Here is an 11735-nt window from a genome sequence, read left to right as displayed (position 1 = left end):
TCCTAGTCTCTCAGCCGAGAATGGCCAGTTCCTTGGGGAACTGGGTAAGCAGTTCTGATGTCTGATGCCGCCGGTCCTCCGGCTCCTCGCACACGACCAGAGTGTCCTCGATGCGGACACCGCCGCGATCGGGCAGGTAGACACCTGGCTCCACGGTCACCGCAGAGCCAGCAAGCAGTGTACCGGCGGCCGAGGAATTGATTCCTGGCGCTTCGTGGATCTCCAGGCCGACGCCGTGTCCGAGGCCGTGGGTGAAGTTGTCGCCATAGCCGGCCTCGGCGATCACCCGACGCGAGGCGGCGTCGATATCGCGCAGCGGCGCCCCGGCGACAACCGCCTCGCTGCCCGCCCGCTGCGCCGTGGCGACCAGCTCGTAGAGGTCGAGCTGCCACTGCGCGGCCGGCGCCAGCACGAAGGTGCGGGTCATGTCGGAGTGATAGCCGCAGACCAGAGCCCCGAAATCGATTTTGACGAAGTCGCCTGCGGCCAGCACGGCATCGGTCGGCCGGTGGTGCGGAATCGCGGAATTGGCCCCGGCGGCGACGATGGTCTCGAACGACACCCCGTCCGCGCCGTGGTCGAGCATCAACGACTCCAACTCGCGGCCCACCTCGCGTTCGGTGCGGCCCGGCCGCAGCCCGCCGCGCTGCACGAGGTCGGTCAACGCGGCGTCGGCCGCCTCGCAGGCCAACCGCAGCAGGGCGATCTCGCCCGCATCCTTGACCTCGCGCAGCTGTTCGACGATGCCTGCGGCGCGGACCAACTCGGTGTTGCCCGCCGCGGTGGTCAGCGCGTCGAACCCCTCCACCGTGACGACATGGCTCTCGAAGCCGAGCCGTCCGACGCCGGCCTCAGCGGCCCGCCGCGCCAGGTGCGGCCCGCACGCGCGTTCGATGACGATCTCGGCGTCGGGCACCTGCTGCGCGGCCTGCGTGCGATAACGCCCATCGGTGGCCAACACCGGTGTGTCGTCGTCCACGCGGATCAGCAGGGCCGCGTTGGAGCCGGTGAATCCGGACAGATAACGCACATTGACCAGGCGCGTTACCAACAACGCGTCAAGTCCTTCTGCCTCCAGCCGCTGCCGCAGCCGGTCTCGGCGCGCAGATATAGTCACAGGTATTGACGCTACTCGCTAAGGTGATGGCCCATGAGTAAGTGGTTGCTGCGCGGACTGGTGTTCGCCGCCCTGATGATTTTCATCCGTTTGGTGCAGGGCGCCGCGATCAACGCGTGGGAAACCAAGGCGCTCACAATCAGCATCACACTCGTTGTCATCTTCGCGATCGCCGTGTTCATTTGGGGATTCCTCGACGGCCGCGCCGACGCGCGGGCCAACCCGGACCCCGACCGGCGTGAGGATCTGGCGATGGCGTGGCTGCTGGCCGGCCTGTTCGCCGGCATCGTCAGCGGCGCCCTGTGCTGGCTGATCTCGCTGTTCTACCGCGACCTCTATGTCGGTGGGCTGGTCAACGAGCTCACCACCTTCGCGGCATTCACCGCGCTACTGACCTTCGTCGCCGCCATCGCGGGCGTCGCGATCGGGCACTGGCTCATCGACCGGCACGCCGAAGATGTGCCGCGCAAGCGTCACGGTCTGGCCAGCGACGACGACGACCGCGCCGACACCGACGTCTTCGCCGCCGTCAGCCACCCCGACGCGCCCAGCGACGCGACCCAACCTGTGGCCACAGACGAACGTCGCGGGCAGGGTCAGCCCTAGGCTGTCTGCCACGGCGAAACGCGTTGCGCGACAGCCCGAAAGCAATCGGGGCGTGCGAAACGCCACACCGCCGCGTCGCTGACGGTATTACCCGGGTTGCCTGTAGAGTCGCCGCGTGCCACAGAGTTCGACCGTGACAATGAAATCTGTAAATGCCCGTCTTGCCGAGGAATTGGCCGTCGCCGAGACGCAGGTCGCCGCGGCCGTCCGGCTGCTCGACGAGGGCGCGACCGTGCCGTTCATCGCCCGCTACCGCAAGGAGGCGACCGGTAGCCTCGATGATGGTCAGCTGCGCCTCCTCGAGGAGCGTCTGCAGTATCTGCGTGAACTGGACGCTCGCCGCGCTGCGGTTATGGCGTCCATCGAGGAGCAGGGCAAGCTCACCGATGAGTTGAAGGCCGCGCTGCTGGCCGCCGACACCAAGTCGCGCATCGAGGACATCTACCTGCCCTACAAGCCGAAGCGGCGAACGAAGGCGCAGATCGCCCGGGAAGCCGGGCTGGAGCCGCTGGCCGACCGGCTGCTGGCCGATCCGACCCAGGTCCCCGAAGAAGCCGCCGGGGAATTCGTCGGCGACGGCGTGGCCGACGCCGCAGCAGCGCTCGAGGGCGCACGGCACATCCTCGCCGAACGCGCGGCCGAGGACGCCGAACTGGTCGGGGCCATCCGCGAGAAGTTCTGGAAGAACGGGTCGCTGCGCACCGAGCCGTGGTCGGAGGAGGTCGCGAAAAGCCCGGCAGCGCAGAAGTTTCGGGACTACTTCAACTTCCGCGAGCCGCTCGAGACCATGCCTTCACACCGCGTGCTTGCCGCCATGCGCGGCGAGAAAGAGGAAGTGCTGGCGCTGACGTTCGACGGCGGCGACGACGCGGGCTATTACGCCATGATCGCGCAGACCCTTGGCGTCGACATGACCGCGGACGCCGCGGCGACCCCGTGGCTGGTCGGCACGGTCGAGTGGGCGTGGCGCACCAAGCTGCTGATCTCAACCCGGGTCGACGCCAGAATGAGGCTGCGCAAACGCGCCGAAGAAGAGGCCGTCGCGGTGTTCGCGAAGAACCTCAAGGACCTGCTGCTGGCCGCGCCCGCCGGTAACCGCACCACGCTCGGCCTCGATCCCGGCTACCGGACCGGTGTGAAGGTGGCGGTCGTCGACGGCACCGGCAAGGTGGTCGATACCGCGACGATCTACCCGCATCAGCCTCAGCGCCAGTGGGATTCGGCCAAGGCCACGCTGGCCGCGTTGGTCGCGCGCCACGAGGTCAAGCTGATCGCCGTCGGCAACGGCACCGCATCCCGCGAAACCGATGCCCTGGCAGCCGAACTCATCGCCGACATCCGCACCGCAGCCGCCGAGCCGCCGACCAAGGTGATGGTCAGCGAGGCTGGCGCGTCGGTGTACTCGGCCTCCGCCTATGCCGCGCGCGAGCTGCCCGATCTCGACGTGACGCTGCGCGGAGCGGTGTCGATCGCTCGGCGGTTGCAGGACCCGCTGGCCGAGCTGGTGAAGATCGACCCGAAGTCGATCGGTGTCGGCCAGTATCAGCACGACGTGACGCCGGGGACGCTGGCGCGCAGCCTGGACGCCGTCGTCGAGGATGCGGTGAACGCGGTGGGTGTCGACCTCAACACCGCGTCGGTTCCGCTGCTCGCGCGGGTGTCCGGTATGACGGAGTCGTTGGCCGAGGCGATCGTCGCGCACCGGGACAAGTCCGGCCGGTTCCGCAACCGCAAGGCACTGCTCGACGTTCCTCGGTTGGGCGCCAAGACTTTCGAACAGTGCGCCGGCTTCCTGCGGATTCTCGACGGCGACGATCCCCTCGACGCGTCCGGTGTGCACCCGGAGGCCTACCCGGTCGTCCGCCGCATCCTCGACCGCGCCGGTATCACGCTCGCGGAACTGATCGGCAATGAGCGAGTGCTGCGGTCGGTCAAGCCCGTCGATGTCGCCGACGACCGGTTCGGCATCCCCACGGTGACCGATATCCTCGCCGAACTCGAGAAGCCCGGACGCGATCCGCGGCCCGCGTTCACCACCGCCAAGTTCGCCACAGGGGTCGAGACGGTGGCCGACCTGAAGGTCGGCATGGTGCTCGAGGGTGTGGTGACCAACGTCGCGGCATTCGGGGCATTCGTCGACATCGGCGTGCATCAGGACGGCCTCATCCACGTCTCGGCGATGGCGGATCGCTTCGTGTCCGACCCGCACGAGATCGTCCAGTCCGGTCAGGTCGTGCGGGTGAAGGTCATCGATGTCGATGTCGAGCGCCAGCGGATCGGGCTGAGCCTGCGGCTGAACGACACTCCGCAGAGCCAGCGCGGCCCGCGGCCGGATCGCGCCGGCGCCAAAAACCAGCGAAACCCGCGCCGCGGCAAGGACTCTGGTCGGCAGGCCGCGAAACAACCGACGGGAGCGATGGCCGAGGCGCTTCGCAAGGCCGGCTTCGGGAAGTGACGACGCTAGGACGCGGTGGCGGCGAGGTAGCGCAGGGCCAGCAGATAGCCCTGCACACCGAGGCCGACGATGACTCCCGTGGCGACACCGCTGAGATAGGAGTGATGCCGGAACTCTTCGCGGGCATGCACGTTGGAGATGTGCACTTCGATCAGCGGGGCGCGCAGTTCGGCGCACGCATCCCGCAGCGTGATCGAGGTGTGGGTGAATGCGCCGGCGTTGAGCACCACCGGTTCACCCGCGTCGGCGGCGCGGTGGATCCAGTCCAGCAACTCGGCTTCGCTGTCTGACTGCCGCACAACGACTTTCAGTCCGAGTTCGGCCGCCTCGCGCTCGATGAGCTCGACGAGGTCGTCGTGGGTGGTGCTGCCGTAGACGTCGGGTTCGCGGCGGCCCAGCCGGCCCAGGTTGGGGCCGTTGATCACGTTCACCGTGGAGATCGAAGTCGTCACATCCCCACCTGCTTTCCCACCTCCGCGTATGCCGCCGCCAGAAGCGACGGGTCCGGTCCCTCGAGGCGCCCGGGTTTCGCCAGGCCGTCGAGGACGACGAAACGCAGCACGCCCGAACGGGTCTTCTTGTCGCCGGCCATGTATTCGAGCAGCTGCGGCAGCGCGTCGGCGTCATAGCCGACCGGAAGGCCCAGCGACGTCAGGACGGCACGGTGGCGGTCCGCGGTCGCGTCGTCGAGGCGTCCGGCCAACCGCCCCAACTCGGCCGCGAACACCAGACCGACCGACACTGCGGCCCCGTGGCGCCACTGGTAGCGCTCGCGCCGCTCGATGGCGTGCGCCAAAGTGTGCCCGTAGTTGAGGATTTCGCGCAGCTGCGATTCCTTCTCGTCGGCGGCGACCACCCCGGCCTTCACCGCGACGGCGCGGCGGATGAGCTCGGGCAGAACGCGGCCCGACGGGTCCAGTGCGGCCTGCGGGTCGGCCTCGATCAGGTCGAGGATCACCGGGTCGGCGATGAAACCGGCCTTCACGATTTCGGCCATGCCCGCGACGATCTCGTTGCGGGGCAACGTCTCCAGCGTCACGAGGTCGACCAGCACAGCCGCCGGCTGGTGGAAGGCCCCGACGAGGTTCTTGCCCGCATCGGTGTTGATGCCCGTCTTGCCTCCGACGGCCGCGTCCACCATGCCGAGCAACGTCGTCGGCACATGCACAATGTCGACCCCGCGCAACCAGGTGGCTGCGACGAAGCCGGCCACGTCGGTCGCCGCTCCCCCGCCCAGGCTGATGACGGCGTCCTTGCGGCCGAGGCCGATGCGGCCGAGAACCTCCCACACGAAGCCGACGACCGGCAGATCCTTGCCCTTCTCCGCATCCGGAATCTCGATGCGGTGGGCATCGATTCCCCTGTCGGAGAGCTGGTTACGGATCGCCTCGGCTGTCTGTGTCAGCGTCGGCTGGTGCATGATCGCGACCTTGTGCCTGTCCTCGACCTGGGCGATCAGCTCCCCCAGCAGGCCGGTGCCGATGATCACCGGGTAGGGCGGGTCGGTCTTCACTTCGACGGTGACGGGTGTGGTCAGATCAGTCATGGCGAGCCTCTGCGCGGCGGGCCAACTCCGCGGGACTGGTCGGAGTCGGCGCCTCGGATGTGGTGGGTGACAACGACACCGGCGTGCGACGCCACGGCGGGCGGCGACGTCGGCGCGGTTTGGCTTTCGGCTTCTGGGCGGCCTGCTCGTCGTCGGGGTTCTCCAGCCGCGCCGCGATGTAGCGCACCACGGCGCCGGGGTTGCGTCGGTTGGTGTTCACGCGGATGGTCGCGGCCCGCCGGTACAGCGGAACCCGCTGCGCCATCAGCGCCCGGAACTTCTCGGCGGGATCGTCGCCCGCCAGCAGCGGACGGACCGTACTGCCGCTGGTGCGGCGCACCCCCTCGGCAGCGCTGATCTCCAGATAGACCACGGTGTGACCGGAAAGGGCTTCTCGCACACCGGGGCTGGTGATCGCCCCGCCGCCGAGCGACAGCACGCCGTCGTGGGTCTGCAGCGCCTCGCGGATCACTTCTTCTTCGATGCGGCGGAATTCCTGCTCGCCGTCGTTGGCGAAGATGTCGGGAATGGTGCGGCCGGTCTTCGTCTCGATTGCCACATCGGTGTCGAGCAGCTCGACGTCGAGCGACTTGGCGAGCCGGCGACCGATCGTGGACTTGCCCGAACCGGGCAACCCGATCAGAACCGCCTTGGGTGCCATCAGCCCGACGCCTGCGCGCGTTGGGCAGGCTCGCGCTGCTCGCTCTGCTGTGCTCCCCGCATGTGCACCGAACGCAGGTAGTTGTCGATGTTGGCGCGCGTCTCGTTCAAAAAGTCGCCGCCGAACTTCTCCAACGCCGCGCGCGCCAACACAAGCGCCACCATCGTTTCGACCACGACCCCGGCCGCCGGGACCGCGCACACGTCGGAGCGCTGATGAATGGCGACGGCCTCGTCGCCGGTGGCCATGTCGACGGTGGCCAGCGCCCGCGGCACCGTCGAGATCGGCTTCATCGCCGCACGCACCCGCAACGGCTGGCCGTTGGTCATGCCGCCTTCCAGTCCGCCCGCGCGGTTCGTCGAGCGCATCACCCCGCCGGGGCCTGGATACATCTCGTCGTGGGCGACGCTGCCGCGACGGCGGGCGGTCTCGAAGCCGTCGCCGATCTCGACGCCCTTGATCGCCTGAATTCCCATCACCGCGCCTGCCAGTTGGCTGTCGAGTCGGTTCTCGCCGCTGGTGAAGGAGCCCAGCCCGATCGGCAGGCCGCTGGCGACGACTTCCACGACGCCGCCGAGTGTGTCGCCGTCGGCCTTGGCTGCCTCGATCTCGGCGATCATCCTGGCCTCGGCGTCCTTGTCGTAGGCGCGCACCGGGCTGGCGTCGATGGCGGCCAGGTCGGCGGGTTCCGGCGGCGGGCCGACATAGGGGTCGGACGCGCCGATGGAGATGACGTGCGACAGCACCTCGACGCCCAGCGCCTGCCGCAGGAACGCCCGCGCGACGGTGCCCGCCGCGACACGGGCCGCGGTCTCCCGCGCGCTGGCCCGCTCCAGCACCGGGCGGGCGTCGTCGAAGCCATACTTGAGCATCCCGGCGTAATCGGCGTGGCCGGGCCGCGGCCGGGTGAGCGGCGCGTTGCGGGCGCTGTTCTCCAATTCGGCGGGGTCGACCGGGTCGGGGGCCATGACGGTTTCCCACTTCGGCCATTCGGTGTTGCCGATCTCGATGGCCACCGGGCCGCCCAGCGTCACCCCGTGTCGAACCCCGGCCAGCATCGTGACCTGGTCCTGCTCGAACTTCATCCGGGCGCCGCGGCCGTATCCCAGCCTGCGACGGGCGAGCTGCCTGGCGATCTCATCCGAGGTGACGCCGACTCCGGCGACCATGCCCTCCAGCACGGCCACCAGCGCGCGGCCGTGGGATTCACCAGCAGTCGTCCATCGCAACACGCGTCCCATCTTCCCACGCTCGGCCCAGACGGAATCTACGCAGGTGTCTTCTCGGCCTTTCGCGGCGCGGATTCCGTCTCGCGAGGTCAGGCCCGGGGGCCCTGCCGTCGACGGGCCTGGTCATCACGTCTTCGATCCGGCGAGTCGGCGCAACATCTCCGGGCTGCCTGGCCACGCGTCGGCGAGCACGTCGTGCGGGATCCGCTTGGCGGCATAGCGGAGCAGCAAGGCGACCACGATGATGTCGTCCAGCGGTCCGATGACGGGCAGGAATTCAGGGATCAGGTCGACCGGTGAGAGCAGCCAAACACCAGCGCAGACGACTGCGATCTTGACCCGGCGCGGAACCCGAGGATCTTTGCGGAGCCGCCGCACGGTCGTGACGCAATCGGGCAAGAAGGCCGCTAGATCCCTGGCGAGGCCGGGCGGCAGCGACCGCGCCAGCACGATCAACGCCAGCCAAAGGCAAACGAGCACCGCCGCCGCGATCAGTACTGACTGCAACCACCCCGGCATCACACGAGCCCTTCGTCGTTCGTGCCGTGAGCGGCTTGGAAGACCCGCTCGGTGTAATCCTCGAGCCGTTCAGCGCACCTCTTTAGTTGCTGTTCGGCCTGGCGCGCTTCCGGTGCGCTGAACACGTCGCGAAGCTTGATTTCGCGATACCACCGACGCAACCGATCGAGGCTCTGCTCTTCTTCTTCAAGTTCGGCGACGGTGAGCTTGCCCTTGCCGATCTCCTTGTCGATCTCGGCGTCGAATTTGTGGCACTCCGCAAGGAATTCGCTCCACTCCTCCTGTCGGGCGGAGGTGAACATGGTCTCCAACCTGGCATTGTCGGACTCGTCGCGGCCAGCAGCGGCAAGCGTCACGACCTCGCCATCGCCGCGGCGGACCAACTCCAGCACACGCTGCACGCCGTCGTCGAAAACCGGCAGGTCGGGCACGGCCCACGTACCTTGACCGAGCTGGATCGCGCCAGTCCTGCGTAACTCGCGCCAGACGGCAACTCTGTGTCGCGAAGGCCCAGCCGGCAACCTCGTCGCCAGCACCCACCAACGTGGGGTTGTATCGTCTGTCACAGCTCCTAATGTAACACTGGTTACATGTGCCGTGTTAGTGTCAGCGCTACGGCGAGAAGACGACGAGGGCCAACGCGGCCAGGGTAGCCGTACACATCGAAACACCGTGCGGCACCGAAGAATTAGGTCGGCGCACAACAGCGACCGCGACGAGCGCCCACATCGCGCTCAGCAGCGGCGCGCCGATGGCGGCCAGCACCCACACGTCGTAGCCGAACGCACCCGTCAGTCCGCCGACGCCGGCGGCCAGCTTCACATCACCGGCGCCCATCGCGGCCGGCGCCACCAGATGCACGACGAGGTACAGCCCGACCAGAGCGACCGCCCCGCACCATGCAGGCGTCCCGCGTCCGGCACACGCCGCCACCGTGAGGATCACGACCGCGCCAGGGATCGTCAGCCAGTTCGGCAGCCGGCGCTGGCGAATGTCGTAGCAGCTCAGCGCCGAACACCAGGCCAGCGCGCTTACGCAGGCCGCCCCCACCCCCACTCGAAAAGGCTAAGCGCCCTGCAGCGCGGCCTTCATCGCTTCTTTGGGCGCAGGCATCCCGGTGAATTGTTCGACCTGCGCGTAGGCCTGGTTCAACAGCATCTGCAATCCGCTGATGACCTGTCCGCCCGCCGCTTGTACGGCCGCGGCCAGCGGCGTCGGCCACGGGTCATAGATCGCGTCGAGTAGGACGGGTGTGCCCGCAAGCGCGGTCGCGTACCGGGCGGCGGCCTCCGCCGGGATGGTGTTCACCACGACCGAGACGCCCGCGACGACGGACGCCAGATCGGGGTCGTCGATGTCGTGCCACCGGCTTTCCACACCGACGCGGCCGGCCAGTTCGACAACCGGCGCCGCCTTGGCACGATTGCGCGCGGCGACGGTGATCCGCTGCACGCCCAGCGACGCCAACCCCACTACCACCGCGGGTGCCGTGCCGCCGGAGCCCACGACGACCGCGTGTCCCGACGCCTCGCCCAGCGCACCTGCCACGCCGTCGACGTCGGTGTTGTCGGCGCGCCATCCCGTCGCGGTCCGCACCAGCGTGTTCGCCGAGCCCACCAGTTCGGCCCGCGAGGTGCGCTCGTCGGCGAAGCGCAGCGCCGCAAATTTGCCGGGCATCGTCACCGACACACCGACCCACTCCGGCCCGAAACCGCCGACCAGCCCGGGCAGTTGTTCGGCGGTGCATTCGATGCGGTCATACGTCCAGTCGACGAGGCCGAGGGCACGGTAGGCCGCCAGATGCAGTTGCGGCGAACGCGAGTGCGTTATCGGCGAACCCAGCACCGCGGCCTTGCGTGCCTTAGCGGGCGCTGTCGAGGACACCGTTGCGCTTCGCGAGTTCGATGTTCGCCAGGTGCTGCGGATAGTCCCGGGTGAAGAGCGTCGTGCCCTGCATGTCGATGGTGACGAAGTAGAGCCAGTCCCCCTCGGCGGGGTGCTCGGCCGCGACCAGCGCGTCCGAACCCGGCGAGCAGATGGGGGTGGCCGGAAGGCCTTGCCGCACATAGCTGTTCCACGGCGTCATCTCCGCCCGGTCCGCATCGGTGGTGGCGACCTCTTGCCGGTCCAGCGGATAGTTCACCGTCGAGTCGAACTCCAGCGTGCGCTGCTCGTGCAGACGGTTGTAGATCACCCGAGCCACCTTGCTGAAGTCCTGCGGCTTGGCCTCGCGCTGCACCAGCGACGCCACGGTGAGGATCTGGTACGGCGACATGCCCAACGTCCGTGCCGTTTCCAACAGTCCGGCCTGCGCGTACCGGTAGCTGCTGGCACCGATGAGCTGCGAAAGGATCTCCTGCGCCGACGCCGACGGGTTGATGTCGAAGGACCCGGGCGCAATGAGGCCTTCGAGGCGGCGGTGGTCATCGCCCATGGCGGCGACGGCCTTGCTCGCCCATTCCGGCACCGAAAGTTCCGCTGGTGTCGCCGTGCTCGCCACCTGGCGCAGTTCGTCTTTCGGCACGCAGCGCCGGTCGCCGTCGAGATCGACGCATGTCGCATCCGAGATCAGCGTGAAGATCCCGTCGGTGACGTCGTTGGTCTTGACGTCCTGGATGTCGTCGAGTTGACGCCCCTCCGGGATGACGAGCTTGCCCACCCGGTTCTGCGCGTCGGTGAGCCGGGCTACCGCATCCGATGCCGATATCTCGGTGCGCATCTTGTAGAACCCGGGCTGAATGGACGACATCGCCGAATTGTTCTCCGCGGCAGCGACAAAGGCCCGCACCGTCGCGATCACCTGGTGGTCACGCAGCGTCTCGCCGATCGCGGTGGTGGAGTCGCCGTCGTGGATCTGGATCACCACGTCGGCCTTGCCCGCCCCGGAGTAGTCGCCGCCGCTCTGCCCGAACACGGTGTGCCACATCCGCGAGCCGAGGAACACCGCCCCGACCACGACGACGATCAGGATGGTCAGCATCGAGCCGCGCACGATGCGGCGACGACGGCGGCGACGGGCCTCGCGGATGCGTTCGGCGCGGCTCATGCGCCGTCTCGGCGGGCCCACGGCGACGGGCTCGGGACGCTCGCGATCCCAGGCGTCACGCATTGTCGACCTCATCCACGACGACCCGCCGCTGGTCCAACCAGCTCTGCAGGATGCCGACGGCCGCGGCCTGATCGATCACGCCCTTCTGGCTGCGCGCCCGCACCCCGGCTTCGCGCAGCGAGCGCTGGGCGGTGACGGTGGTCAGGCGTTCGTCGGCCAGCCGCACCGGCACCGGCGCCACCCGGCGCGCGAGCGCGTCGGCGATGTCGATGGCGTCCTCGGCGGACGGCCCGGTGCGGTCGGCGAGCGTGCGGGGTAACCCCACCACCACTTCAACGGCCTCCAACTCGTCGACAAGCTGAGCCAGCCTGCGCAGATGGCGGTCCGAGCGGTCACGTCGCACCGTCTCCACCGGCGTGGCGAGAATGCAATCAGGATCGCTCACCGCGACACCGATGCGCACCTTGCCAACGTCGACTCCGAGCCGACGTCCCCGCCCTGGGTCATCGCCCCCGGGACGATCCGGCAGACGGTCTTCTGCGTTGGGCACGTA

13 protein-coding genes are annotated in these 11735 nt (G+C 68.5%); 2 read left to right on the top strand and 11 right to left on the bottom strand.

The window, feature by feature from the left end; all coding sequences use genetic code 11:
• Window positions 1-10 precede the first annotated feature (10 nt).
• Window positions 11-1117, bottom strand: a complete 1107-nt coding sequence (locus CQY20_RS13815) for a M24 family metallopeptidase (RefSeq protein WP_097940655.1) — start codon at window positions 1115-1117, stop codon at window positions 11-13.
• 33 nt (window positions 1118-1150) lie between these two features.
• Between CQY20_RS13815 and CQY20_RS13810 the strand changes: the two genes are divergently transcribed.
• Both CQY20_RS13810 and CQY20_RS13805 read left to right on the top strand, forming a co-directional pair.
• Complete coding sequence (locus CQY20_RS13810) at window positions 1151-1723, top strand: B-4DMT family transporter (protein WP_165789257.1); 573 nt, start codon at window positions 1151-1153, stop codon at window positions 1721-1723.
• Window positions 1724-1862: 139 nt separating this feature from the next.
• Window positions 1863-4178: a Tex family protein gene (locus CQY20_RS13805; protein WP_097940654.1), complete on the top strand. Its 2316-nt coding sequence runs from the start codon at window positions 1863-1865 to the stop codon at window positions 4176-4178.
• A gap of 5 nt (window positions 4179-4183) precedes the next feature.
• On the opposite strand, the gene aroQ is transcribed toward CQY20_RS13805, so the two are convergent.
• The 10 genes from aroQ to ruvX all read right to left on the bottom strand — a co-directional run bounded on the left by aroQ (window position 4184) and on the right by ruvX (window position 11732).
• On the bottom strand, window positions 4184-4618 hold the full coding sequence (gene aroQ, locus CQY20_RS13800) for a type II 3-dehydroquinate dehydratase (protein WP_097940677.1): 435 nt from the start codon (window positions 4616-4618) through the stop codon (window positions 4184-4186).
• 8 nt (window positions 4619-4626) lie between these two features.
• Window positions 4627-5715 (bottom strand): 3-dehydroquinate synthase, encoded by a 1089-nt coding sequence (aroB, locus tag CQY20_RS13795; RefSeq protein WP_097940676.1) that lies wholly within the window; start codon window positions 5713-5715, stop codon window positions 4627-4629.
• Between the two features lies 1 nt (window position 5716).
• Window positions 5717-6385 (bottom strand): shikimate kinase, encoded by a 669-nt coding sequence (locus tag CQY20_RS13790; RefSeq protein WP_097940653.1) that lies wholly within the window; start codon window positions 6383-6385, stop codon window positions 5717-5719.
• The gene (aroC, locus tag CQY20_RS13785) at window positions 6385-7617 is read right to left on the bottom strand and encodes a chorismate synthase (protein ID WP_097940675.1); all 1233 of its coding nucleotides are present in this window, start codon (window positions 7615-7617) and stop codon (window positions 6385-6387) included. The genes CQY20_RS13790 and aroC overlap by 1 nt, the downstream gene beginning before the upstream one ends.
• Window positions 7618-7740: 123 nt before the next feature.
• Window positions 7741-8133: a YkvA family protein gene (locus tag CQY20_RS13780; RefSeq protein ID WP_097940652.1), complete on the bottom strand. Its 393-nt coding sequence runs from the start codon at window positions 8131-8133 to the stop codon at window positions 7741-7743.
• Window positions 8133-8669 (bottom strand): Chromate resistance protein ChrB, encoded by a 537-nt coding sequence (locus CQY20_RS13775; RefSeq protein ID WP_207767276.1) that lies wholly within the window; start codon window positions 8667-8669, stop codon window positions 8133-8135. Before CQY20_RS13775 ends, CQY20_RS13780 begins: the two co-directional genes overlap by 1 nt.
• Window positions 8670-8745: 76 nt before the next feature.
• On the bottom strand, window positions 8746-9189 hold the full coding sequence (locus CQY20_RS13770) for a prepilin peptidase (protein ID WP_097940650.1): 444 nt from the start codon (window positions 9187-9189) through the stop codon (window positions 8746-8748).
• Window positions 9190-9198: 9 nt separating this feature from the next.
• Window positions 9199-10017 (bottom strand): shikimate dehydrogenase, encoded by an 819-nt coding sequence (locus CQY20_RS13765; protein ID WP_097940649.1) that lies wholly within the window; start codon window positions 10015-10017, stop codon window positions 9199-9201.
• Window positions 9995-11242: an endolytic transglycosylase MltG gene (locus CQY20_RS13760; RefSeq protein WP_097940648.1), complete on the bottom strand. Its 1248-nt coding sequence runs from the start codon at window positions 11240-11242 to the stop codon at window positions 9995-9997. The genes CQY20_RS13765 and CQY20_RS13760 overlap by 23 nt, the downstream gene beginning before the upstream one ends.
• Window positions 11235-11732, bottom strand: coding sequence for a Holliday junction resolvase RuvX (gene ruvX, locus CQY20_RS13755; protein ID WP_097940647.1), 498 nt, complete (start codon window positions 11730-11732; stop codon window positions 11235-11237). The genes CQY20_RS13760 and ruvX overlap by 8 nt, the downstream gene beginning before the upstream one ends.
• Between the last annotated feature and the right edge of the window lie 3 nt (window positions 11733-11735).

The sequence above is a fragment of the Mycolicibacterium agri genome, assembly GCF_002553505.1.
Classification (GTDB): Bacteria; Actinomycetota; Actinomycetes; order Mycobacteriales; family Mycobacteriaceae; genus Mycobacterium; species Mycobacterium agri.
The sequence above is the reverse complement of the archived record's forward strand: the minus strand, read 5'-3'. Positions and strand labels throughout refer to the sequence as shown.

Excerpts from the sequence above, each read along its gene's own strand:
- CQY20_RS13780 (WP_097940652.1), bottom strand. The coding sequence starts at position 8,133 with ATGCCGGGGTGGTTGCAGTCAGTACTGATCGCGGCGGCGGTGCTCGTT.
- CQY20_RS13805 (WP_097940654.1), top strand. The coding sequence starts at position 1,863 with ATGAAATCTGTAAATGCCCGTCTTGCCGAGGAATTGGCCGTCGCCGAG.
- CQY20_RS13760 (WP_097940648.1), bottom strand. The coding sequence starts at position 11,242 with ATGCGTGACGCCTGGGATCGCGAGCGTCCCGAGCCCGTCGCCGTGGGC.
- CQY20_RS13790 (WP_097940653.1), bottom strand. The coding sequence starts at position 6,385 with ATGGCACCCAAGGCGGTTCTGATCGGGTTGCCCGGTTCGGGCAAGTCC.
- CQY20_RS13810 (WP_165789257.1), top strand. The coding sequence starts at position 1,151 with ATGAGTAAGTGGTTGCTGCGCGGACTGGTGTTCGCCGCCCTGATGATT.